A 24,588-nucleotide genomic window follows, 5' to 3' on the forward strand; every position below is an offset into this window, starting at 1 on the left:
TGAAATGATTCAAATTAAAGAAATAACTACAAAAAAGGAAATGAAACAATTTGTTAAGTTTCCTTTTTCTCTTTATAAAAACAACAAATACTGGGTTCCTCCCATTATTAAAGACGAACTTGAATCTTTTGACAAAGATAAAAACCCAGTTTTTGAATATGCAAAAGCATATTTTTACATTGCTCTAAAAGAGAACAAAATTGTAGGTCGTGTCATAGCAATTATTAACACCTATGAAATAGAAAAGCAACATATTAAAAAAATGCGCTTTGGTTGGTTTGACACTATTGATGATATAGAAGTTTCTAAAGCCTTATTAGGTAAAGTTGCTGAAATAGGTCGTGAAAATAATTTAGAGTATTTAGAAGGCCCTATTGGTTTTAACAACCTAGATAAAACAGGTGTACTTATTAAAGGGTTTGACCATATTGGTACTATGATTACATGGTACAACCACCCCTATTATGCAGACCATTTAGAACAGTTAGGATTCAAAAAAGAGAAAGAGTATATAGAAAGTACATTCTCTTTTAGTAATGTTGACATTAAAAAGTATTCAAAAGCAAGTAGTATAATTCAAAAAAGATATAATTTAACCCCTTTAAATTTTACCTCTACAGATAAGATTATGCCTTATGTTGATGAAATGTTTGACTTGTTTAGTAAAGCTTATTCAAAACTATCAACTTATGTTCCTATTTCTAAAGAGCAAATAGCATATTTTAAAAAGAAATATATTAGTTTTATAAATCCAGAGTATATAAAGTTTGTGGTTGATCAAAACCATAAACTAGTAGCTTTCGCTATTGTAATGCCTTCATTTTCTAAAGCTCTACAAAAAGCAAAAGGTAAGCTCTTTCCTTTTGGAGTTTTTCACTTATTAAAAGCTAGAAAAAACTCTAAAGATGTTACTTTTTACTTGATTGGTGTTGCCCCAGAATATCAAAACAAAGGAGTAACTGCCATAATTTTTGAACAATTTCATTATACATTTTCTGCTAAAGGAATTCAAAACTGTATTAGAACACCAGAACTTGAGGATAATCAGGCTATTCATCAAATTTGGAAAGATTTTGACCCTATAATACATAAAAGAAGAAGAACCTACAAACTTGATTTATAATGCAACTTTTTTATAATTCAGATTTATCTGCTACTTCAAAAGAAATTACTTTCAATAAAGAAGAAAGTAGACATATAGTTAGAGTATTACGAAAAAAAGAAGGTGGTATTCTTCATATTACTAATGGAAAAGGAGCACTCTTTTTTGCTGAAATAATTATTGGTAACGATAAAAAATGTGTAGCTAAAATTATTAAAACTGAAGAAAAATCTCGTACAAGAGATTATTATCTCCATGTAGCAATTGCTCCTACAAAAAACAACGATCGTTTAGAATGGTTTTTAGAAAAAGCCACCGAAATAGGAGTTGATGAAATAACTCCTATTATTTGTAAAAACTCTGAAAGGAAAACCGTAAAAATTGAACGTTTAGAGAGAATTATACAATCTGCAATGAAACAATCATTACAGTTTACTCTACCAAAGCTAAATGAACCCATAAAGTTTACTGATTTTTTAAATAATGATTTTTCCGAAGAAATTTTCATTGCTCACTGTGAAGAAAACAATAAAAAAAAGTTTTTAAAAAACTGTGCTACTCCTAAATCTAAATACACAATCTTGATAGGACCAGAAGGAGATTTTTCAACTAACGAAATCCAGCTATCTTTAAAAAAGAATTTTATTCCTATTTCTCTAGGAGAAAATAGATTACGAACTGAAACAGCAGGCCTAAATGTAGTTCAAAGCATAGCTTATTTACATCAGTAATTCATTTTTTGTATATTTAGCTACTCTTAAAATTTTTATTTTGACTACAGCAGATTTTTTTAATCTCTTTTTGTTGGTTAGTGCCGTTCATGGTTTTGCTTTTAGCATTATTCTTTTCTGTTCTAAAAATGGAAGAGATAAAAGTATGATGTACCTCAATCTTTTAATTTTAGCCATATCATTAAATAATATTCAATCTTGGGTTCTTGAGCGAGAACTCTTTCAATTTAAATTTGCACTAACATACGTACAAATACCCTGGCATTTTTTAGCTATGCCTTTTTTATATATGTTTTTAATTCATTATTTAAACCTAACTAAGAAATCCTATAATGTTTTAAAAATAATTATACCTATATTTCTAATTTTAATTATTAGTCAAATTAGTTTTGTTCTATATTATAGTGATTCAGTATCTAGAGAGAATTTAAATTTCATTTATGAAAAATACACCTCAATTGAAGAAATTTTTAGTTTAACAATCTCATTAAGCATCTTCATTTATTCTTTTTATATTTTGTATAAGAAAGAAAAACTGTTTCCTAAAATTTTATCTTTTGACAATCTTCGATGGATTTATACTTTTTTTATACTTTCCTCAATTGGGTATACTCTATGGATTTTAGCTTTAATTATTAAAGTAAAAATGAATTTTACGGGTTTTTTATTTTCTTACTATCCTTTAAGAATTTACACAACTGTATTAATTTATTGGTTAGGGTATCAAGGGCTAAGGCAAGTTCGTTTATTAAATGAACGTAAAAAAATTAGAGAATCTCTTTTATTTGACTTAAAAGATGATTTTAGTATTGATCCTATTAACTTAAATACTGAGAGAGAATTCTCTGATAATCTTATTGAAAAACAAAAAGAGCAGTTTATAGAAATTGATAAGTTTATTAAATCTAAAAAGATGTACTTGTTAAGCAAGTATACGTTACAAAACCTAGCTCAAGATATTGAATTAAGTTCTAGTACACTTTCTTTAATTATCAATAATGTAGCTAAAAAATCTTTTACCGATTATTTAAATGAAATGAGGATTGATTTAGCAAAAAAACTATTACTAGACCCAGACTATACTAATTACACGATAACATCTTTAGGCTTAGAATCTGGCTTTAATTCTAAATCTACCTTCTACACAGTTTTTAAAAAGCATACTGGGCATACTCCTGTAGAGTTTAAGAACTTATCACTAGCATAGCATATTAATATATTAATAAAAAGATACTTCCATTTTATAAAAAGAAAGTTCGAAAACATCCAGTTTGGATGTTTCCGAACCTTTATTTATAGGTACTGTATTATATTTACCTTGTGAAATTTAAAAGATTAGTGGTTGAAAATAATTGAAGGGGTTTTCAATTTATAATTAAGATTTCTAAAAAATTATTGAGAGTTCTCTTATTCTCAGTACGAAAGAGGGAAAGCTATAAAGTTAAAACACCAATGTTATGTATTGGTGTTTTTTATTTAGCTCTCTATTAACTGTTTTTTTTTAATCTTTATTTAGTTTTCAATATCATGCTTTTTATAAAAAGTAGGTTTTAAAACACCTATCTGGACATAATCGAACCTTATATTAAAAAGGTTGTAATACATTTATCCTGTAAATTAACTTACTTTGAAAAACTAAGGGGTTTCAAGCCTAAAGCTTAATTTATTATTTAAGGGGAAAATAAACATCAACATATAAATTTGTTGGTGTTTTTTATTGTTGTTTTACTATATTGCTTTTAAATTCAATTTTAGTTCATGAAGAAACTCTCTTTATTCTTTTTCTTTCTATTACATATTAATGTCTTTTCTCAAGAAATAGCTGTTTTACAATACAAAGGTGGTGGAGATTGGTATGCAAACCCTACAGCACTCCCTAATCTTGTAAAATTCACGAACTCAAATACAAAAACAAAAATTCATGAAGAGATACAAACTGTTACTCTCAACGATGAAACTATTTTCAACTTTCCTATAGTATTCATTACCGGACACGGTAATATTTTTTTCACAAATGAAGAAACAAATATGCTTAGAGACTATTTAACCTCTGGAGGTTTTTTACATGTTTCAGATAATTATGGCTTAGACAAATATATACGAAGAGAATTAAAAAAAGTTTTTCCTGAACTAGAATTACAAAAAATACCAAATAACCATCCTATTTATCACCAAACTTTTTCTTTTCCTAAAGGGCTTCCTAAAATTCACGAGCATGACAAGAAACCACCACAAGGTTTTGGTTTATTTTACAAAGGAAGGTTAATAGCTTACTATGATTATGAAAGTGACTTAAGTGATGGTTGGGAAGATACTGTCGTACACAATAACCCTAAAAAAATTAGAGAAAAAGCATTACAAATGGGAGCTAATATAATAGAGTATGCTTTTAAACATTAATACTGTACAAATTGACGAGATCAAAATTAATTTTGATACAGAGGCTTTATGGATGTTAAATATAACTTTAGCCATAATAATGTTTGGTATTGCTTTAGATATTAAAATAAATGATTTTAAAAGGTTACTTAATAATCCTAAGATATTACTTGTAGGACTATTGTCTCAGTTTATTTTACTTCCTTTTTTAACCTTTATCCTCATTAACATTATTAACCCCTACCCTAGTTTTGCTTTAGGAATGATAATGATAGCTGCTTGTCCTGGAGGAAATGTTTCTAATTTTTTTAGTAAAATGGCCAAAGGTAATGCTGCACTATCTATAAGTTTAACAGCCTTTGCTACCTTAATTTGTTTAGTAATGACACCTTTAAACTTACAATTATGGGGTAGTTTATATGAGCCTACAAATCAAATTTTAAAAGATGTTTCTTTAAATCCATATGAGCTATTTAAACTGGTACTTCTCATTTTAGGTATTCCAATACTCTTAGGAATGTTTGTTAATCATTACCACCATGAGATGGCTAAAAAAATAAATAAGCTCTTACGTCCTTTTTCTATTTTCTTTTTCCTTTTGTTAATAATAATTGCTCTTTATAGTAATGCTGATATTTTTAAAAACCACATACATCTTGTATTATTTCTTGTTATATTTCATAATATTTATGCTTTTATTATAGGTTACGTAACAGCTAAATCATTTAAGTTAAACAAAAAAGATTGTAAAACTATTTCTATGGAAACAGGAATCCAAAATAGTGGTTTAGGACTACTTCTTATTTTTAGTTTTTTTGACGGATTAGGAGGCATGGCTCTTTTAGCTGCTTTTTGGGGAGTATGGGATGTTTTTTCAGGGATTATGCTAGCTACTTACTGGGGAAGAAACAAACAATAAATGAAAACACTTTTATACTACTTCTTTAAACTTTATGTTAAGGTTGGTTTATTTTTTTATAGTAAGAAAATAACTGTTATGGGAAGTGATAACATTCCTAAAAAGGGAGCTATAATTTTCACTGCAAATCACCCAAATGGTTTGATAGATCCTTTACTTATAGCAACACATATAAAAAGAAGAACAAACTTTTTAGTTCGTGCTGCTGTATTTAATAATCCTACTATTGCAAAGTTTTTAAATTTACTTGGTATGATGCCTATTTACCGTATTGGAGACGGAATTAAACAATTAGGTAAGAATGAAGAAATCTTTAACAAGTGCCAACTTATACTTAAAGAGAATAAAACTTTACTTATTTTTCCAGAGGGAAGTCATTCTAAAGAAAGAAGAGTAAGACCTTTAAGCAAGGGGTTTACTAGAATTATTTTTAGAACGTTAGATAGCTATCCTGATACTCAAATTCACATTATTCCTATAGGTATTACATATCAACAGGTATCAAATTACCCTTCAAAAACTGCTATACATTTTGGCGCTCCTATTTTAGCTAATGATTATTATGATGTACAAAACATTAACCAATCAGTAAAAGATATTAAAGAATTAGTTACTGGTCAATTGAAAAAACTAACCGTTCACATTGAACAGAACGACAATTATGAATCAATTTTAACCCAATTAAACAAAGCTCAAGTTGATTACACAAAAGTTAATAAAACAAACTCTATTATATATAGTAAAAAAACACTTGTACAAAAAAAGCGTAATGTTGACTACGCTCGTCCTTTGTTTTTTCTAATTATAATAAATAGTTTAATTCCTTATACACTATGGAGAAGTCTAAGTAAAAGAATTGATGAAATAGAATTTATTGATACTTTTAGGTTCTCTGTAAATGCAATTTTATTTCCCGTCTTTTACTGTATTCAAAGTTGGATTACAAGCATATTTTTTGGCTGGAAAGTAGCTTTTATATATTTTATTTTTTCTTTTATTCTTGTACTTCTTTACACAAAACTATCACCTACTCCGCCATCAAAATAGCATCTTGAATATCTTGCTGAATTTTAGTACGCATATTACTCTTAACTAAGCCATAGTTTTTCATTGTTGGGTATACTCTATTTGATAAAAATACATATAAAACTCCTGTTGCCGGATCTGCCCAAGTATAGGTTCCAGTAAAACCACTATGTCCAAAACTAACATCTGATACACAACCACAAGTTGCTTTAACATCAGGATTTAATTGAGGTTTATCAAAACCTAAACCTCTACGTACTTTTTTCTCTGCATAATAGCGTTTATTAAATTTATGTATCGTTTCTGGCTCAAGATACTTGTGCCCTCCATATGAACCATCTTGCAAAAACATTTGCATCATTTTTGCCACATCATTAGCATTTGCAAACAATCCTGCATGTCCACCTACACCACCTAGCATTGCAGCTCCCATATCATGTACATATCCATGAACTAACTGATTTCTATAATAAGTATCTTTTTCAGTAGGTACAATTTCATTTTTTTTAAATTTATTTAATGGTAAATAAGTCATTCTATTTGCTCCTAGTGATTGATAATATTGTTCTTCTACTAATTTATCTAATCGCTTTTTATATTTTCTCTCTAAAATTTCTTTAAAAATATAATATCCTAAATCACTATACTTATATCCTAATCTTGTTCGTTGTTCCGAATCAACTATATATTTGTAAATTGAATCTCTATATTCTTTAGCTAGGTATAAATTCTTAGCTACTTTAATTGCAAATCTATGGGTACGCTTTTTTCTATAAAATTTTGATGAATTTTGACCAGTATCCTCATCTTTTGTATTTAAATAAAAAGGAATCCAAGAACGTAAGCGCCCATAATGAGATAATACTTCTTTTAATAATAAAGTATCTTTATTTGATTTTCTATACCTAGGCAACACATCCCCCAAACTTGAAAACAAACTGATTTTTCTTTCCTCCTCAGCTTTCATTATCATAGGTAAAGAAGCTAGAATTTTTGTTAATGAAGCTAAATCATATACATCTGAATCTTTTACAGGGTACTTTTTCTCTAAGGTATGATAACCAAAGCTTTTATTATAAATTACTTTCCCATTTTTTGCTACTAATACTTGACCCCCAGGAGTCATTTTTTCTTTTAGAATAGTATCAATTCTTTTATCAATTATTGATAACTTTTCTGAAGATACTCCTGCTTCTTCAGGAATTGTATATTGTAACACATCTAACCCGTCTACAAAAAGCCCGCAACCTAATTTAAATTCATTTTTTATAGATACTGGTAGTTTTCCTTTTAATGCAAAAGCACCAAATAAAGCTTGAGCAGAAAGTTCTTGAGCTAACTTACTATTTTGATACGATATCAAAACTCCTTCTATGTTAGTAAAAGAAGGCACTTGAAGCAAACTATACGGACTAGTAAAAACATCTAAAATAACATTATTGTTTCTAGCTATTTCTTGTAACCATACCAAATTTTTATTAGAAAACTTATAACTTTTCCACGGATTTTTATTTGATTTATGAAAACCTATTACTACCAAATTATACTTTTTTAATTTTTGTAACAAAGTGCTTAAGTGTTTCTCAGAAACTTTATCTACTCTGGTATAATTTTCAAGCATCTTATAAAAACTTGATCCATTATCATCTCCTAAAGATACATATGCTATTTTTTTTTCTTTAAGATTTTGTATGGGTAAAATATCGTCTTTATTTTTTAATACTGTTATAGAGTTTTTAATTAGTTTACGATGAAGAACCTCATCATAAGGGCTATTTAAGTCTTTTGAAATGTTTTTGGTAACAATGGGCTTATACTTGTTTAAACCTACTAAATATTTTGCCTTTAGAATCTTTTTTACAGAGTGATTTAAACGTGCTTCTGACAATTCCCTTCCTTCTAAGGCTTTTTTTATCAACTTAATTGACCCAGGAACGTCTTGAGGGATTAATAACAAGTCATTTCCTGCTAAAATAGCTGCTACATCAATTTCTGCTGGAGTTGAATAATTAGCTGCTCCTTTCATATTCAGCCCATCAGTAATAATCAACCCTTTAAACCCTAATTTATGTTGCAATAAATTAGTTACTACATTTTTTGATAAAGATGAGGGTAATTTAGAGTTTCTCTCTAAAGCTGGAATACTGAGGTGTGCTGTCATTACACTCCCTACTCCTGCTTCAAACATTTTTTTGAACGGATATAACTCTATTGAATCTAAACGCTGCTCACTAAAGTTAATTGTTGGTAATGTATGATGTGAATCTGCTGAAGTATCTCCATGGCCAGGAAAGTGTTTGGCATTTGCTAAAACACCTTCTTCTTGCATTCCTCTTGTGAATGCAATTGCTTTTTCTGCTACATTTTCTTTACTCTCTCCAAAAGAACGATTACCTATAATAGGATTATTAGCATTCGTATTTACATCTACAACTGGGGCAAAATTTATATGAATCCCCACTCGTTTACAATGCTTCCCTATTCTATTTCCTACTTCTTTTAATAATTTTGTATCTTGAATAGCTCCTAGAGACATATTCCAAGGAAAGCGATAGGTGTTTTTCAAGCGCATATCCAACCCCCACTCCCCATCAAAACCAACCATTAACGGTATTTTTGCTAATTGTTGATACTTGTTGTTTAGTATCACTTGTTTGTCTGGGGTTCCTTGCATAAATATAATATTTCCAACGTGGTATTTTGTAACCATATTTGAAATAAACTCTTCATGCTTTTTATCTTTGTTTGAATAGGCTTGTATCATAAACAATTGTCCTATCTTTTCATCGACAGACATATTCTTAATGATACTATCTACCCAAACATTTTGTGCTATAGAATCTTTAGCCAACAAAGGATCTACTTTTTGAGCTTGAATTATTTGCACAAAAATTAGTATTAGAAATGTAAATACTTTTCTCTTCATATATCTTACTTCTTATAAGAACTTAACTAACTTTAAGGTCAAGATTCTCTCTTTTATAAAATCAATAGTTATACCAAAAATCGTGCGTGCCAACTCTGATTTGCTGGTACTTCCCATTTTGTTTCAAAATCTTCTTTAGTATTCACCATATTATTAAACACAACTGTTTCTGCTGTTATTTTTTGTTTCTTAGCAAAATGTTGAAAATCTGAAAGTTTAACGATGTTAATATTATTTCCATCTTTAAAAGAAATATTCATTTTATTCATTAAATCTAAATCCAATTCTTTTTCTAATTCTTGAACAAAACGAACAGAAGCATCAATTGAACAACCAGAAACATTATTAAAATTCTCATCTACTGCCAATACTAAAAACTGATTGTATTTTATGGTAAAAGATCCTTTTAAATCATCTCCATGACGCGTCCAATTATCAATAAAAAGTAGTGCTTTTGCACTGATGAACTCAAGATCTTCTTGGGTAAATTGTCTATCTGATTGATACACCCAAACTCTTGAATTTTGAGGTAATTTTTTATATGCTGTAAACATTTTTCTTGTGTTTGTTTTGGTAATATCTAAATTAAAGAACAACTGAGGTAATTACTAAAAATAAATGTTAAAGATTACCTTAAATTAAATTTCTGTTGTAAGGCTTGTAGCTTTTCTTCATCGGTCATTGTTTTTTTTGGTGCCGACATTCGCTCTTTTATCTCTCTTAATACTTTTTTTGTGTACAATGGAAAATCTGCATTTTGAATCCACGCATTATACCCAGGATTTTCTTTTAAAACTTCTTCAACAGTTCTTCCTTTATATTTTCCAAAAGAAAAAATTTCTTGATCTTTATCATTAAATAAGATAAATCCTGCAAAGTCTGCTCTTTTTCCATGAGTTGAAAATTCACTTAGCGCTTCTATAGAGTTTTCTAAATCTTCATACTTTTCAACTTGTGCTAATAAAATTTCATAAGTCGCATTTGTGTCTGCTTCAGCTCCATGTGCTCCTACTAACTCTTTTCCACAGTAAAATTGATATCCTGCTCCTAACGTTCGTTGTTCTTTTTTATGAAAAATAGTTTGTACATCTACCGCCTTACGGTTACTCATATCAAAATCAATTCCTACTCGTAATAATTCTTCTGCTAATAAAGGAATATCAAATCGATTTGAATTAAACCCTGCTAAATCGGCATCACCAATTAGTTCGTTTATTTGTGGAGCTAATTCTTTAAACGTTGGTTCTGCAACTACTTTTTCATTAGTAATTCCATGAATTTCTGAAGCTTCTTTTGGTATTTCTATTTCTGGATTTACCAACCATGTTTTACTTTCTTTATTACCGTTAGGAAACACTTTTAAAATAGATATTTCCACTACTCTATCTTTAGCTATGTTAATTCCTGTGGTTTCTAAATCAAAAAATACGATTGGCTTTGTTAAATTTAATTTCATGTATATTGTTTCAAATAGTTTGAAAGTTTAAAAAATTAATGTGTTTTTAATACTTTCTTATTCTTTATTCTTTATTTAGTTCTTTTTTAAATTCGTCTATTTGGTCTAACACTTTTTGTGGTAGTGTAGGCTCTTTAAAATTATATCTTTCTAACTCTTCTTCTAAGGTTTTTCCTACAATATATCGTGCTGTTGGTTTATCATCTGCAGGTATTACATACCAAGGTGCATAATCTGTTGATGTTCTTTGCAATATATCTTTATAACATGCTTGATATTTATCCCATAATTTTCGCTCTTCAAGATCTCCTGCAGAAAATTTCCAGTTTTTTTCTGGAATATTCAAACGGCGTAACAACCTGCTTTTTTGTTCTTCTTTAGATACGTTCAAGAAGAATTTTAAAATAATGGTTCCGTTTTCTGATATATGTTTTTCAAATTGATTGATACGTTCCATCCTACTATGATAAAAATCATTATTTAAATCATTAAGAGTATGTATTGTTGGAATATTTTCAGCAAATACATATTCTGGATGTACTCTTGTCACCAAGACATTTTCATAATGTGTACGGTTAAAAACACCTATTTTCCCTTTGGCTGGTAGTGCAATATAATGACGCCATAAAAAATCGTGTTTTAACTCTAAATCTGTAGGTACTTTAAAGCTATGTACCACTACACCCCGTGCATTTACATCTTTAAAAACTTCACGAATTAAACTGTCTTTACCTGCAGTGTCCATTCCTTGTAAACATAATAAAACACTATATTTCCCTTCTGCATACATTGTGTCTTGTAAATCGCTAATCCTTTTTCTTGTTTTTTTTAGTTTTTTCTTAGCATTATCGACAACTTCTTTAGTAGAAAAATCTTTTAACTCACTTTCTTTGGTAAACTTATAAGTATTTGTGTTCATTTGCTTTTATTATAGCATAAAAGTACAAAAATATAGACTTCTTCTATTGTTTTTTTCTTGGTTATTATCAATTAATACAATTAAGTCTAGAATATTATTTTATTTATTTTTTTGATTTTTACTTTCAAATAAACAACAAATGAATAAAACAATTATTATACAAGCTAGTTCTAAAAGTAAAGGAAATACAAACAAGGTTATTAATTACCTCAATAACAATAGTTCTTTTAATTTTGTTGACTTAAGAACAAAGAATATTGGTGTTTTTGAATATGATTTTAGTAACGCCGATGATGACTTTATTCCGCTAATGGAAGAAATTATTAACCAGTATGATACTATCGTATTTGCTACCCCTGTGTATTGGTATAGTATGAGTGCTACGCTAAAAACTTTTTTTGATCGTTTGTCAGATTTATTACACTACAAAAAAGATTTAGGAAGACAATTACGAGGTAAAAACATGGCTATGATTAGTAATTCTGATGCTAATGACCTTAGAGATGGTTTTGAAATGCCTTTTATTGAAAGCGCCAAATATTTGAGCATGAATTATCTGGGTAGTGTACATGCTTGGTTTAATAAAAATGGGGATGATTTACATTCTGAAGCAAAGCTAAAAATTGATGAATTCAGGCAATTACTTACTCTATAAAGTGTTTAAAATGTTTTACTCGCTCTCTGCTTACAATTATTTCTAAATTGTTAAAAGACTGTAATTTTAGTTGTAAGCGTGAGTTGGTATAAGATACTATATCTTTTATGGCATTTATATGCACAATAAATGTTCTGTTTACTCTAAAAAACTGTTCTGGATCTAACTCTTCTTGCCAATATTCTAAAGAGTTATCTATTAAATAATTTCTATTAGAAGATGTATGTATATATGTTGCTTTACTTTCTGAATAGAAACACTCAATATCTTCTATATTAATTATTTTTAAATGCTGTCCAACTTTTATAGTAAATCGTTTTTTATATTTTCTATCTACAGGGTTAATAAGTAGTTTACGAATATCATTAATATTTACTTGTATATTACTTTGTAAAGGCTGATGTTCTTTAAATTTATCTACTGCTATTTTTAATTCGTCTTCGTCAATTGGTTTTAAAAGGTAATCGATTGAGTTTAATTTGAATGCTTTTAAAGCATACTCATCATAAGCGGTTGTGAAAATAATAGCCGACTTTACAGTTACTTCTTCAAAAATCTCAAATGATAACCCATCAGAAAGTTGAATATCTAAAAAAAGTAAATCTGGATGTGTATTGTTTTGAAACCAGTTAATCGATTCTTCAACCGAGTGAAGCATCTTTTGAACTTCTATACCTAACTCAGCTAACATTCTACTTAATCTTCTTGCAGCCGGTTTTTCATCTTCAATAATTATAACATTCATTTTACTATGATCTTATTTTAGTCTTAAATTTTACTAATTACTCTTTACGTTATTTGTAAATTCTTTTATCTTATTTTCTTCCCAGTCTTTTCCAAACAACTTTCTAAAACCAAAAACTTTAAATGCATCTATAATTAAAATGATTCCCCAAATACCCCATAACGAATAATGTTCAAAGCCATTGTCTGTAACTTTATTACTTATTTTAATATCATCATAAATCCTTATCATTATATTAAAATAATTACTTAAAAGAGTAAAAAATAAATTTACTATAATGTAAGTAATTACATGCTTATAAAAATCTTTTATTTCTTGAACTCTTAATTCTGCTTTAAGTCTTTTATTATCTACGTTCATTTTTACTTATTTGTTCTTTCATATACTCGTTTATTTTACGTTCTTCCCAGTTTTCACCTAAAAATAGGTTAAACCCAAACATTTTAAACGTGTGAAACAGAATTCCAATCCCCCAAAAGAACCATAATGCATAGGTGCTAACATCAAAAAAAGCTTCTTCAAAAGTTTCTCCATTATTTATGTTTCTAATTATTTTTTTTACACTAATAAATATATTTACCAGTATATAGACTGTTAAATGTAAATAGTATTTTTTTAACTCTCCAACTCTTTTTTGTGCTCTTAAATACTTTTGTTCTTGATTGTAGTTATTTGTTTCCAATTTTATTTAAGTTTATTATTCTTCATATATTCTTTTACTTTACGTTGTTCCCAATCCTTGCTAAAAAACATGTTTGTTCCGAATACTCCTAGCCAATGAAAAAACATTCCAATCCCCCAAAAAAACCAAGTAGCGTATACACCAAAATTACTTATTGCCTTTGTAAAAGTTAATTTATCTTCGTTCATTAAACCTAGTACAATAACTGTTGAAATGAATATATTTACAATAATATACACTACTAAATGCCAGTAAAAACCTTTGATTTTTTCTACTCTTTTTTTGGCTAATAAATATTTGTGTTCTTCTATATAGTCTCTTTCCACAACTAATTCTTTTTGTTTAAGTATTCGTTTATTTTTTTCTCCTCCCAATCTTTTCCAAATCCTAATACATTAACTCCAAAGACTAGCATCCAATGAATAAAAGTAACTAGAACTATTCCTATCACTGGAAACCAAAACCAATGATAATAAGGTGAGAATTTTAAATTCACTAAAACAATAATAATTACTGAAATTATATTTACTAAAACATGAGCATAAAACCCTTTAACCTGTTTTACTTTCTTTTTTGCTTCTAAATACTTTTTCTCTTCTGTATAATTATTTTCCATTGTTATTATTTTCTAAAAATTCTTTAATTTTTCGTTCTTCCCAATCTTTTCCTAATCCTATTTTTTCTATTCCGAAAACTCCTAGCCAGTGAAAAAAAACACCGATTAACATTCCTATTATAGGATAATAAAACCAATGGTAACTAGGCACAAACTTTAAGTTTATAAAAATCAAAACGGGTATAATTAATACTGTTACTATAAGGTGAATATAAAAATCTTTAATTTTTTCTACTTTCTTTTTTGCTTTTGCGTATTTATACTCTATTGTATGGTCTTTTTTCATTTTACTTATAGTTTTTATCATCATCCATTAACTCCTTAATCTTCTTTTCTTCCCAATTTCTTCCTAAGAACAGGTTGTAGTTATTTACTTCAAAAAAATGAAATAACAATCCCATTCCCCATCCTATCATTGGAAACCAAAACCATTTGAATTGTGGTGAAAATTGGAAGTTTATATAAATTAAAAAAGGAATAACTATACAGTAAGACACTAAGTTTTGATAAAACTCTTTTAGTTTTTCTACTTTTTCTACCGCTTTTACGTAATTACTATTTTCTAAATTATTTGTATCCATTGTAATATTATTTATGTCTGTTAACAGTGGTAAACACACTGTAAATGTTTTATTATTATTAAGTATTTGAACATTTTTTGTGGTTATTAAGCCATAACGATCGGCGATATTTCTTAATCCAACTTTAGTACTTTTTCCTATAGCTTCTTTTGGGTTAACATTGTTTTGAATTTTTAAAAACCCATCTTCTTCAAAGATTCTTATTTCTAAAGGTTTCATTGATGAAACTACGTTATGCTTTACTGCATTCTCTAATAATAATTGAAGTGATAATGGAACTATTTTTAACTCAGGGTTATTAACTTCTTCAGGTATTGTAAATTGTACAGCTTCTTCAAAACGCATTTGTAATAGTTCCATATATATTTTGGCGAACTGTAATTCTTCTTGAATAGGTACTAACTCTTTATTTCGTTGTTCTAATACATATCTATACACCTTAGATAGTTTTGTTGTAAACCTTTCTGCTTGTCTTGGGTTTTCACTAATCAAAGAGGTTAGTACATTTAAACTATTGAACAAAAAGTGTGGATCTATCTGGCTTTTTAAAGTTTCAAACTTTGCTGTTTCAGTTTTAGCTACTATTTCATGTTGTGTAGTTTCTTGTTTTACTGACGCTTTCCAATTTATCATAAAATCTTTTGCGTGAAAAAAAACCGCAATAGCTAATGAAAGTAAAATTGCAAATAAATGCATCCATATAAACTTTCCTTTAAAAAAATCACCCACATTGTTATTAAAAATTACAAAATATTGCACATAATGAATTAATAATACAGCTACGATCGTATAGCTTATAGTTGCTATTATTCCTGCCCAAACTCTTTGGTTGGTTTCTAAAACCCAATCCCACTTTTCACTTAAATAATCATTAATTATCCCATTACCAAGTCCTAAAACAAAAGAATACATTGCTGAAAATAAAAACACCAACCCAGCTTCTTTTAAAGTAAATGCTTTATTTATTAGGGTAAAAGCTATTCCGAAAATAATCGTAAGTTTTGTACAAACCCAAATATCATTTTTTAAGCTTTTAAGTGTTTTTTTTAATGGCGTTTTCATGTATTTACTTTTATTTACTCTTGAGTATAAGCATATTTTATTATACTATTAAAATTTTATATCGAAAGATACATTTTTATCTTTAACTAAAAATTTAGCTGCTTCATATTGTGGAGGGCCAAAGCGCGATAGATTGTTTTTTGATGCTCCATAATCTTCTAAAGGCATTCCGTTAAGCTCAAAGTCCATCGTATTATTACTGTTAACATCATGAAAACAAATAATAGCGTACTCTCCGTTTGGTACTTTTTCAAAAACTACAGTGCTTTTTCCTTCTTTTATTACCGACTCTTTCGCTTGTAAAGGTTCTTTTCTGAAATTTTCTTTTGTATATAAAGCGAACCTCACTTTTCCTTTATCTGAAGTAGCATTTATAACTGTTGCTGTAATTGTTTTGTTTTGAGCTGAAACTGTTTTTACTGTAAATAAAACTGCTATAACAAAAATGTACATTAAGATTTTCATTGTGTTATTTTTTATGGTTAATTATGACACAAATATTCATTAGATGCTTTATTTCTAAAATAAAAACAAACTGAACTGTATAATTTTTAGGATGAGTTGTAACAATTTGTATTTTTGAGCTACTTATAACATATCAACTGTATCAAACTTAGTGGAAAAAGAACTAGAAAATAATTTTTTAACTGATTTCGAAGCCAATCAAAACATTGTACATAAGGTTTGTAGAATTTATACTACAAATCAAGATGCGCACAACGATTTGTTTCAAGAAATCACAATTCAATTATGGAAAAACTATAATAAGTTTAGAGGAGACGCAAAATTTAGTACGTGGATGTATAGAGTAGCGTTGAACACTGCTATTTCTTTATATAGAAAATCTACTAGAAGTATAAAAACACAAGACTTTACGGATTATTCTTTTAAAATTAAAGCAGAGGAATACGATGACACAGAAGAAATACAATTAAAAGCATTATATGATGCAATTCGTAAGTTAAATGACATTGACAAGGCTTTAATTTTTTTATACCTAGAAGACAAACCTTATAAAGAAATTTCTGAAACTTTAGGTATTAGTGAAGTAAATGCTCGTGTAAAAATGAACAGAGCAAAAGATAAATTAAAAAAAGTATTAAACCCATAATTATAAATGGATTTAGATTTAGATAAATATAAAAAAGCTTGGGGCAATCAACCAGAAGAAACCAACAGAGTTTCTAAGGTTGATATTTATAAAATGGCACACTCCAAGTCATCATCAATAGTAAAATGGATTTTTATTATTGGGCTTTTAGAGTTCGTTTTTTTGAATTCTTTTTATTTTATTTTTGATATGGAAGCCGCTTATCAAGAATACAAACAACTTGGACTATATAGTTTCATGATTTATTCACAGTTTGTTGTATACCCAATATTACTATACTTTTTGGTAAAATTCTACTTGAATTATAAAAGCATTACAGTCGTAGATTCAACTAAGACTTTGATGACTAAAATTATCAAAACAAGAAAAACTGTAAAACACTACGTTTTATTTAACTTGTTATATGTATTTATTTTTGGAATTATTGTTACCATTGCAGCTTTAAAAACTCATCCAGAATTTAATTCTCAGCAAGTTTTGATTTCAATAATTGTTACTGTAATAACATTAATAATTATGCTTATAATTATATGGTGCTTTTATCAACTTTTATATGGAATTTTACTTAGAAAGCTTAACAAAAACTACAAAGAGTTAGCTAAACTTGAAGAGCTAAACTAAAAACACTACCTTTTTTGTAAACTTCTCTTAACATTTTATGATGACTATTCATTATATTAGCTGAGTTAACTTTTTATTTATGAGAAGGTTATTATTCTTAAGCTTTTTTATTTGTTCTACCATAGCTTTCACCCAGGAGGATAATTTTTGGAATAATGTTCGCTTTGGAGGAGGAATTGGTTTTGGTTTTGGCTCTAACAACACAACTCTTTCCATATCCCCAGCTGCTGTATATGATTTTAATGATAGTTTCTCTCTAGGTATGGGTATAGGATACTCTTATAATAAAAACGATTCTTTCAAATCAAATATTATCAGTCCAAACATATTTATTTTATATAGACCCATTAGAGAAATAGAACTTTCTTCAGATCTACAACAAATGTATGTTCATAGAAAATCAGATTCATTCTCTGAGAAATATAATTATCCTGCGCTAAATTTAGGATTTTCATATAGAATGGATAGTGTATCTTTAGGAGTACAGTATGATGTTCTATACGATAAAAACAAGAGCATATATGCTTCGGCTTTTTCTCCTATAGTAAGAGTTTTCTTTTAAAAAAACTCTCTTAATTCTCGCAATAATTTTTCATGCATTTCATTAGTATAATCTAAATGTGTTACAATACGTATCTTTCCCTCTCCCATAGAAATCAACAAAACACCTTTGTCTGCCATTTTTTTCATAAAATCATTAGGATTTATTGAATCTTCCACATAAAAAATGACAATATTTGTTTCAATAGGTTCTACTTTAGCTACATACGAACATTTTTCTAAAACAGCGCCTATTTCTTTTGCTTTTTGATGATCCTCAACTAAACGTTCCACTTGATTGTCTAACGCATAAATTCCAGCAGCTGCTAAAAACCCAGCTTGTCGCATACCACCACCAAATAATTTACGTACCCGTAATGCCTTTTCAATATAATCTTTACTACCTACTAATACAGACCCTACTGGAGCTCCCAATCCTTTTGATAAACAAATAGAAATCGTATCAAATAATTCTCCATATTGCTTCGGAGTTTCATTTTTTGCTACTAGCGCATTAAATAAACGAGCCCCATCAAGATGGTATGCTAAATTATTTGCTTTGGCTATTTTTTGAATTCTCTTCAACTCTTCAAAATCCCAACAAGCTCCACCTCCCTTGTTCGTTGTGTTTTCAACACAAACTAATCTGTTGTATGGTGTATGAATATCATTTCTTCCTCCCACCAAGCTCTCTAGTTGTTCTGTAGTAAACATTCCTCTATCACCGTCAACTAAACAAGAGGTTACACCTGAATTAAAGGCAGCTCCACCTCCTTCATAATTATATACGTGTGCCCATTTATCACAAAACATTCTATCTCCTGGTTGTGTATGAATTTTTATCGCCGTTTGATTAGCCATGGTACCAGAAGGAAAAAACAACGCATCTTCCATACTAAACATATCTGCTACTTTTTCTTGGAGTAAATTTACCGTTGGATCTGCTTTAAAAACATCATCCCCTACCTTAGCACTCATCATCGCTTCCAACATTCCTTGTGTTGGTTTTGTTACAGTATCACTTATTAAGTTTATATCCATTTCTAACTACGCTTTTTAAAATGTATTTTTGCATCTATGATTACACACGAACAGCTTAAAAATATCGCTGAACGAATTGGCAAGTTAAAAGGATATTTAGAAATTGACAAGAAGTTAATTGAAATTTCAAATGAAGAGGAAAAAACTGCAAACCCTGACTTTTGGAACAATCCAAAAGAGGCTGAAGCAGTAATGAAATCTCTTCGATTTAAAAAGAAATGGGTTGAGGATTATAACGCTGTTCTTTCTATGAACGACGACTTAACCGTGCTTTATGATTTTTACAAAGAAGGTGATGTTGAGGATAGTGAAGTAGAAGAACAATTTGAAAAAACAGTTACTTTCTTAGAAGATATTGAATTTAAAAATATGCTTTCTGAAGAAGGTGATAGTTTAAGTGCTACGATACAAATTACAGCAGGTGCTGGAGGAACAGAAAGTTGTGATTGGGCAGAGATGCTTACTCGTATGTATACCATGTGGGCAGAAAAGCAAGGTTTTAAAATAAAAACACTAAATTATCAGGAAGGTGATGTTGCTGGTATAAAAACGGTTACTTTAGAATTTGATGGTGATTATGCCTTCGGATGGTTAAAAGGTGAAAATGGGGTACACCGTTTAGTGCGTATCTCTCCTTTTGATAGCAATGCAAAACGTCATACATCATTTGCTTCTGTTTACGTATACCCTGTTGCTGACGATTCTATCGAGATTGAAGTAAATCCAGCTGATATTGAAATTACTACAGCTCGTTCTAGTGGTGCTGGTGGACAAAATGTAAACAAAGTTGAAACTAAGGTTCAGCTCTTGCATAAACCGACAGGAATTCAAATTCAGTGTTCTAACTCACGTTCACAGCACGATAACAGGGCTACTGCAATGCAAATGTTGAAATCGCAATTGTACGAAATTGAATTACAAAAACGTTTAGCTGCTCGTGATGAAATTGAAGCTAACAAGATGAAAAATGAATGGGGAAGTCAGATTCGTAACTACGTAATGCACCCATATAAATTGGTAAAAGATGTAAGAACCACTCATGAAACAGGAAATGTAGATGCTGTAATGGACGGAAACATCAATCCGTTTTTAAAAGCCTATTTAATGATGATGGGGCAAAAAGAAGATTAATACTATAAAACTCTTAATAATGATAAAAATATATCACAATCCACGTTGTTCTAAATCAAGACAAGGTTTAGAGATTTTAGAAAACTCTGGAAAAGAATTTGAAATTGTAAAGTATTTAGAAACTATTCCTACTCAAGAAAAATTAAAAGAAATCATTAAGCTTTTAAATATTTCTCCTATTGATTTAGTTCGTAAAAATGAAAAAATTTGGAAAGAGAAATATAAAGGAAAAGAACTATCAGATACTGAAATCATTAAAGCAATGGTTGAAATTCCAAAGTTAATAGAAAGACCTATTGTTATTAATGGAAATAAAGCTGTAGTAGGTAGACCACCTGAAACGATAAAAGAAATTATTTAACTTTTTAAAAGCTCTCAAGAAATTGGGAGCTTTTTTTTAACAAAATTTAAATAACTAATTTTTTAGTTTATTAATAATTCAATGTAAATTGCCCATCAAATATAAAATTATATACTATGAAAAAAATGTTATTAGGACTATCCCTAGCCTTCTTTATATTTACGGGGCATAGTCAAGCTTTAAAAGAAACACAACAAAAGCTATCAAAAAAAGGAAAAGTAAATGCTATGAAAATCCCAACCGACCCTTCGGTTAGGATAGGAAAGCTATCTAATGGGATGACTTACTACATTAAACAGAACCCAAAACCAACTAACAAAGTAGAATTACGATTAGTTGTAAATGCAGGTTCTATTTTAGAAGATGATGATCAATTAGGATTAGCTCACTTCATGGAACACATGAACTTTAATGGTACCAAAAACTTTAAAAAGAACGAATTGGTAGATTACCTACAGTCAATTGGAGTAAAATTTGGTGCCCACCTAAATGCATATACAGGTTTTGATGAAACTGTATACATTTTACCTATTCCAAGTGATAATAAAGAAAAGCTTGAAAAAGGTTTTCAAATTCTTGAAGATTGGGCACACGGTGCTCTTTTAGAAGGAAAAGACATTGATGAAGAACGTGGTGTTGTTTTAGAAGAATACCGTTCTCGTAGAGGAGCTGATAGCCGCATGTTAGAAAAATACTTACCAAAAGTAATGCATGGTTCTAAATATGCTGAAAGGTTGCCTATTGGTACTAAAGAAAATTTAGAAAACTTTAAACATGAAAGTATTCGCCGTTTTCATAAAGATTGGTATCGTCCAGATTTAATGGCTGTAGTAGCTGTAGGTGATGTTAGTGTTGATGTGTTAGAAGAAAAAATCAAATCACACTTTAATAAAATACCTGCTGTTAAAAATCCTCGTAAAAGAGAAGTTTCTCCTTTAAAAAATCACAAGGAAACTTTCATCGCAATTGAAGCTGATAAGGAAGCCCCTTTTTCTAGTGTACAATTAATGTATAAGGATTATGGTGAAGCTACACCAGATGTTACCATTACTGATTACAGAAGTTCAATTGTAAAGTCTTTATTTGCTCAGATGATTAACAATCGTTTGAATGAGTTACGTAACAGCGAAAATCCTCCATTTGTATATGGGTTTAGCTACCATGGAGGAACTTGGGCTCGTGGTAAAGAAGCTTATCAATCAAGAGCTAGTGTAAGTGCTGATGGTCAGTTAAAAGGTTTACAAGCTTTATTAGATGAAAGTGAACGTGTTAAAAGATTTGGTTTTCAACAAGGTGAATTAGACCGAGCAAAAATGAATATATCTGCTCGTATGGAAAAGGCTTTTAAAGACAAAGATAAAAGAGAATCTAGAAGAATTATTGGTGAATATGTAAACAACTTCTTAGAACAAGAACCTATCCCAAGTATTGAATGGGAGTACAAAGCTCATCAAATGTTATTGCCTTCAGTAAAATTAGAAGAAGTAAATAAACTTATTCAAAGTTATTTACATGATGATAATCGCGTTGTTGTTATTACAGGACCTAAAAAAGTTGTTACCGAACAACAAGTTATTGATGCTTTAAATAACGTTAAAACAAAAGAGTTAAAGCCTTATGAAGATAAAGCAGTAGCTGCTTCATTAATAACTAAACAACCAACACCTGGATCTATAGTAAACGTTACTGAAAATAAAAATTTAGAAACAAAAACTATGACTTTAAGTAACGGTGCTAAAATTACCTATAAGAAAACAGACTTTAAAAATGATGAAGTGTTATTTGAAGCTTTTAGCTTCGGAGGAACTTCTTTATATTCTGATGAGGAATTAAGAGCCACTTCTTTTGCTAACAGAGGGCTTTCTGAAGCAGGAATTAATGGTTTTTCTAAAACAGATTTATCTAAAATGATGTCTGGTAAAATTGTTCGAGTTTCTCCTTATATTTCTGAATTAAGTGAAGGCTTTAGCGGTTCTGCTACTCCTAAAAATTTGGAAGAGTTATTTCAAATGGTACATTTATACTTTACTTCTTTAAACAAGGATGAAAAAGCTTTTAATTCGTATGTAAGCAAACAAAAAAGCTTCTTAGGAAACCTATTAGCTAGTCCAAATTTCTTCTTTCAAAAAGAAATGAGTGAGTTTGTTTATGGAAAAGACCCTCGTTATACAGGCTTCCCTTCACCAGAAAAATATGAAAAAGCTGATTACAACTTAGCATATAAAAAGTATCAAGAGCGTTTTGCTGATGCTGGTGATTTCAACTTCTACTTTGTTGGTAATGTTGATGAAAAGAAACTTGCTGAGTACGCTACAAAGTATATTGCAGGGTTACCTGGAAAAAACTCTAATGAAAAATATAAAGTATCTAACTTTAGACCCTTATCTGGTTCACACTCTAAAACAGTTACTAAGGGTAAAGACCCTAAAAGTAATGTTCGTATAACATATCAAGGAAAAGCGAAATACAACAAAGAAGATGACTTAGCTTTTAAAATCTTAGGTGAAGTTGTTGGAATTAAATTAACAGAAAAGTTACGTGAACAAGAAGGTGGTGTATATTCTTCAAGAACTCGTGGTAACATTTCTAAAATACCTTATGGATGGTATAACTTTACGATTTCATATCCTTGTGCACCAGAAAATGTTGAAAAATTAAAAAATATTTCTGTTGCTGAAGTTGCCTCGGTTGTTAAAAATGGACCTACCGAAGAAGATTTAATGAAAGCTCAAAAAGGAATGATTTCTGATTACAAAGAAGACCTTAAAAAGAATCGCTTTTGGTTAAACACAATTAAAAATATAGACTATCAAAATAATGATGTTTCTGATGTAACTTCTTTTGAGGATAGAATAAATTCTTTAACTAAAAAAGACATTCAAAAAGTAGCTAAGAAATATTTAACTAACGGATATATCTTAGGAGTTTTAAACCCTGAAAAATAATTCTTAGAAAATAAGTATTAAAATAAAAAAGCTCTCAAGTAATTTGAGAGCTTTTATTATTAATATTATTCAGCTAATACATTGTCAAAATATGTAATAACCTTTGTTAATCCTTCCTCTAAACCTACAACTGGTTCCCAATTATTTAAAACTTTTTTAGCTAAAGATATATCTGGTTTTCTTTTCATTGGATCATCTTCTGGTAAAGGCTTAAAAATAATTTTTGATGATGAGTTCGTTAATTTTATAACTTCTTCTGCCAACTGCAACATAGAATACTCTAAAGGGTTACCTATATTAACGGGGCCAGTAAATTTCTCGTCTGTATGCATCATTCTTATCATACCTTCAACAAGGTCATCTACGTATTGAAAACTTCTTGTTTGAGTTCCATCTCCATAAATCGTTATATCTTTTCCTTGTAAAGCTTGTACTATAAAATTTGATATTACTCTCCCATCATTAGTATTCATTCGCGTTCCGTAAGTATTAAAAATTCTTATTATTTTAATTCTTACATCATTTTGTTTGTGGTAGTTTATAAACAACGATTCTGCACAACGCTTTCCTTCATCATAACACGATCTCAATCCAATAGGGTTTACATTTCCCCAATAGGTTTCTGGCTGAGGATGTATTTTAGGGTCTCCATAAACTTCACTTGTCGAGGCTTGCAAGATTTTGGCATTTACTCTTTTAGCTAACCCTAACATATTTGTAGCTCCAACTACAGAAGTTTTTATAGTTTTTATTGGATCGTACTGATAATGTATAGGTGATGCTGGACAAGCTAAATTATAGATTTCATCAACTTCAGCATAATAAGGTTCTGTAATATCATGTCTTACTAACTCAAAAAAAGGATTTCCCAATAAATGGATAATATTTTTCTTACTTCCAGTAAAATAATTATCCAAACAAATAACTTCATTGCCTTCATTTAACAAACGTTCACATAAATGAGAACCAATAAAGCCTGCTCCTCCGGTTACTAAGATTTTCTTCATGAATTATGTTTTAGCATCAAAAATAAGAACTT

At 29.3% G+C, this 24,588-nt stretch carries 27 protein-coding genes; 13 read left to right on the forward strand and 14 right to left on the reverse strand.

Annotated elements, in window-relative coordinates; all coding sequences use genetic code 11:
• Nucleotides 1-4 precede the first annotated feature (4 nt).
• From ACKTSW_RS00130 to ACKTSW_RS00155, 6 genes are all read left to right on the forward strand, one after another.
• Nucleotides 5-1,123 (forward strand): GTP cyclohydrolase, encoded by a 1,119-nt coding sequence (locus ACKTSW_RS00130; RefSeq protein WP_408023241.1) that lies wholly within the window; start codon nucleotides 5-7, stop codon nucleotides 1,121-1,123.
• Nucleotides 1,123-1,833, forward strand: a complete 711-nt coding sequence (locus tag ACKTSW_RS00135; protein WP_408023242.1) for a 16S rRNA (uracil(1498)-N(3))-methyltransferase — start codon at nucleotides 1,123-1,125, stop codon at nucleotides 1,831-1,833. Before ACKTSW_RS00130 ends, ACKTSW_RS00135 begins: the two co-directional genes overlap by 1 nt.
• 40 nt (nucleotides 1,834-1,873) lie before the next feature.
• On the forward strand, nucleotides 1,874-3,040 hold the full coding sequence (locus ACKTSW_RS00140; RefSeq protein ID WP_408023243.1) for a helix-turn-helix domain-containing protein: 1,167 nt from the start codon (nucleotides 1,874-1,876) through the stop codon (nucleotides 3,038-3,040).
• Between the two features lie 551 nt (nucleotides 3,041-3,591).
• Nucleotides 3,592-4,233: a DUF4159 domain-containing protein gene (locus ACKTSW_RS00145; RefSeq protein WP_408023244.1), complete on the forward strand. Its 642-nt coding sequence runs from the start codon at nucleotides 3,592-3,594 to the stop codon at nucleotides 4,231-4,233.
• Nucleotides 4,217-5,131, forward strand: coding sequence for a bile acid:sodium symporter family protein (locus ACKTSW_RS00150; RefSeq protein ID WP_408023245.1), 915 nt, complete (start codon nucleotides 4,217-4,219; stop codon nucleotides 5,129-5,131). Before ACKTSW_RS00145 ends, ACKTSW_RS00150 begins: the two co-directional genes overlap by 17 nt.
• The gene (locus ACKTSW_RS00155; protein ID WP_408023246.1) at nucleotides 5,132-6,178 is read left to right on the forward strand and encodes a lysophospholipid acyltransferase family protein; all 1,047 of its coding nucleotides are present in this window, start codon (nucleotides 5,132-5,134) and stop codon (nucleotides 6,176-6,178) included.
• On the opposite strand, the gene ACKTSW_RS00160 is transcribed toward ACKTSW_RS00155, so the two are convergent.
• From ACKTSW_RS00160 to ACKTSW_RS00175, 4 genes are all read right to left on the reverse strand, one after another.
• Complete coding sequence (locus ACKTSW_RS00160; protein ID WP_408023247.1) at nucleotides 6,159-9,083, reverse strand: glycoside hydrolase family 3 N-terminal domain-containing protein; 2,925 nt, start codon at nucleotides 9,081-9,083, stop codon at nucleotides 6,159-6,161. The two genes, ACKTSW_RS00155 and ACKTSW_RS00160, sit on opposite strands and share 20 nt — an antisense overlap.
• A gap of 68 nt (nucleotides 9,084-9,151) precedes the next feature.
• Nucleotides 9,152-9,637, reverse strand: a complete 486-nt coding sequence (locus ACKTSW_RS00165; protein ID WP_408023248.1) for an ABC transporter ATPase — start codon at nucleotides 9,635-9,637, stop codon at nucleotides 9,152-9,154.
• Nucleotides 9,638-9,711: 74 nt separating this feature from the next.
• Complete coding sequence (locus ACKTSW_RS00170) at nucleotides 9,712-10,539, reverse strand: exonuclease domain-containing protein (protein ID WP_408023249.1); 828 nt, start codon at nucleotides 10,537-10,539, stop codon at nucleotides 9,712-9,714.
• Nucleotides 10,540-10,603: 64 nt separating this feature from the next.
• Nucleotides 10,604-11,458 carry a PPK2 family polyphosphate kinase gene (locus ACKTSW_RS00175; protein ID WP_408023250.1) on the reverse strand — a complete coding sequence of 285 codons (855 nt, stop codon included), beginning with the start codon at nucleotides 11,456-11,458 and terminating at the stop codon, nucleotides 10,604-10,606.
• 139 nt (nucleotides 11,459-11,597) lie between these two features.
• Here ACKTSW_RS00175 and ACKTSW_RS00180 point away from each other — a divergent pair, with 139 nt between their 5' ends.
• Nucleotides 11,598-12,113, forward strand: a complete 516-nt coding sequence (locus ACKTSW_RS00180; protein ID WP_408023251.1) for a flavodoxin family protein — start codon at nucleotides 11,598-11,600, stop codon at nucleotides 12,111-12,113.
• Here the strand turns inward: ACKTSW_RS00180 and ACKTSW_RS00185 are convergent.
• The 8 genes from ACKTSW_RS00185 to ACKTSW_RS00220 are packed head-to-tail and all read right to left on the reverse strand — an operon-like array spanning nucleotide 12,103 to nucleotide 16,264.
• Complete coding sequence (locus ACKTSW_RS00185; RefSeq protein ID WP_408023252.1) at nucleotides 12,103-12,858, reverse strand: LytR/AlgR family response regulator transcription factor; 756 nt, start codon at nucleotides 12,856-12,858, stop codon at nucleotides 12,103-12,105. The two genes, ACKTSW_RS00180 and ACKTSW_RS00185, sit on opposite strands and share 11 nt — an antisense overlap.
• A 33-nt stretch (nucleotides 12,859-12,891) precedes the next feature.
• Nucleotides 12,892-13,218: a 2TM domain-containing protein gene (locus ACKTSW_RS00190; protein WP_408023253.1), complete on the reverse strand. Its 327-nt coding sequence runs from the start codon at nucleotides 13,216-13,218 to the stop codon at nucleotides 12,892-12,894.
• Nucleotides 13,205-13,540 carry a 2TM domain-containing protein gene (locus tag ACKTSW_RS00195; protein WP_408023254.1) on the reverse strand — a complete coding sequence of 112 codons (336 nt, stop codon included), beginning with the start codon at nucleotides 13,538-13,540 and terminating at the stop codon, nucleotides 13,205-13,207. Before ACKTSW_RS00195 ends, ACKTSW_RS00190 begins: the two co-directional genes overlap by 14 nt.
• A 2-nt stretch (nucleotides 13,541-13,542) precedes the next feature.
• Nucleotides 13,543-13,866, reverse strand: a complete 324-nt coding sequence (locus ACKTSW_RS00200) for a 2TM domain-containing protein (RefSeq protein ID WP_408023255.1) — start codon at nucleotides 13,864-13,866, stop codon at nucleotides 13,543-13,545.
• A gap of 2 nt (nucleotides 13,867-13,868) precedes the next feature.
• On the reverse strand, nucleotides 13,869-14,156 hold the full coding sequence (locus tag ACKTSW_RS00205) for a 2TM domain-containing protein (RefSeq protein WP_408023256.1): 288 nt from the start codon (nucleotides 14,154-14,156) through the stop codon (nucleotides 13,869-13,871).
• Nucleotides 14,146-14,442, reverse strand: a complete 297-nt coding sequence (locus ACKTSW_RS00210; RefSeq protein ID WP_408023257.1) for a 2TM domain-containing protein — start codon at nucleotides 14,440-14,442, stop codon at nucleotides 14,146-14,148. Before ACKTSW_RS00210 ends, ACKTSW_RS00205 begins: the two co-directional genes overlap by 11 nt.
• Before the next feature lies 1 nt (nucleotide 14,443).
• Complete coding sequence (locus ACKTSW_RS00215) at nucleotides 14,444-15,799, reverse strand: 2TM domain-containing protein (RefSeq protein WP_408023258.1); 1,356 nt, start codon at nucleotides 15,797-15,799, stop codon at nucleotides 14,444-14,446.
• Nucleotides 15,800-15,847: 48 nt separating this feature from the next.
• Nucleotides 15,848-16,264 (reverse strand): DUF2141 domain-containing protein, encoded by a 417-nt coding sequence (locus ACKTSW_RS00220; protein ID WP_408023259.1) that lies wholly within the window; start codon nucleotides 16,262-16,264, stop codon nucleotides 15,848-15,850.
• Between the two features lie 151 nt (nucleotides 16,265-16,415).
• On the opposite strand from ACKTSW_RS00220, the gene ACKTSW_RS00225 reads away from it, so the two are divergent.
• From ACKTSW_RS00225 to ACKTSW_RS00235, 3 genes are all read left to right on the forward strand, one after another.
• A complete protein-coding gene (locus ACKTSW_RS00225) occupies nucleotides 16,416-16,910 on the forward strand; it encodes an RNA polymerase sigma factor (RefSeq protein ID WP_408023260.1) in 495 nt (164 codons plus the stop codon).
• A gap of 6 nt (nucleotides 16,911-16,916) precedes the next feature.
• Nucleotides 16,917-17,531, forward strand: coding sequence for a hypothetical protein (locus ACKTSW_RS00230; protein ID WP_408023261.1), 615 nt, complete (start codon nucleotides 16,917-16,919; stop codon nucleotides 17,529-17,531).
• A 79-nt stretch (nucleotides 17,532-17,610) separates the two neighbouring features.
• Nucleotides 17,611-18,093 carry a hypothetical protein gene (locus ACKTSW_RS00235; protein WP_408023262.1) on the forward strand — a complete coding sequence of 161 codons (483 nt, stop codon included), beginning with the start codon at nucleotides 17,611-17,613 and terminating at the stop codon, nucleotides 18,091-18,093.
• Here the strand turns inward: ACKTSW_RS00235 and ACKTSW_RS00240 are convergent.
• Nucleotides 18,090-19,112 (reverse strand): threonine aldolase family protein, encoded by a 1,023-nt coding sequence (locus ACKTSW_RS00240; RefSeq protein WP_408023263.1) that lies wholly within the window; start codon nucleotides 19,110-19,112, stop codon nucleotides 18,090-18,092. The two genes, ACKTSW_RS00235 and ACKTSW_RS00240, sit on opposite strands and share 4 nt — an antisense overlap.
• A gap of 36 nt (nucleotides 19,113-19,148) precedes the next feature.
• Here ACKTSW_RS00240 and prfB point away from each other — a divergent pair, with 36 nt between their 5' ends.
• From prfB to ACKTSW_RS00255, 3 genes are all read left to right on the forward strand, one after another.
• Complete coding sequence (gene prfB / locus ACKTSW_RS00245) at nucleotides 19,149-20,243, forward strand: peptide chain release factor 2 (RefSeq protein ID WP_408023264.1); 1,095 nt, start codon at nucleotides 19,149-19,151, stop codon at nucleotides 20,241-20,243.
• Between the two features lie 19 nt (nucleotides 20,244-20,262).
• On the forward strand, nucleotides 20,263-20,604 hold the full coding sequence (gene arsC / locus ACKTSW_RS00250; RefSeq protein ID WP_408023265.1) for an arsenate reductase (glutaredoxin): 342 nt from the start codon (nucleotides 20,263-20,265) through the stop codon (nucleotides 20,602-20,604).
• 116 nt (nucleotides 20,605-20,720) lie between these two features.
• Nucleotides 20,721-23,549, forward strand: coding sequence for a M16 family metallopeptidase (locus tag ACKTSW_RS00255; RefSeq protein WP_408023266.1), 2,829 nt, complete (start codon nucleotides 20,721-20,723; stop codon nucleotides 23,547-23,549).
• A 65-nt stretch (nucleotides 23,550-23,614) separates the two neighbouring features.
• Here ACKTSW_RS00255 and ACKTSW_RS00260 read toward each other — a convergent pair whose 3' ends face one another.
• Nucleotides 23,615-24,556 (reverse strand): UDP-glucuronic acid decarboxylase family protein, encoded by a 942-nt coding sequence (locus tag ACKTSW_RS00260; protein WP_408023267.1) that lies wholly within the window; start codon nucleotides 24,554-24,556, stop codon nucleotides 23,615-23,617.
• Nucleotides 24,557-24,588 lie beyond the last annotated feature (32 nt).

The organism is Tenacibaculum sediminilitoris, assembly GCF_964513795.1.
In the GTDB taxonomy this organism is placed as follows: domain Bacteria; phylum Bacteroidota; class Bacteroidia; order Flavobacteriales; family Flavobacteriaceae; genus Polaribacter; species Polaribacter sediminilitoris.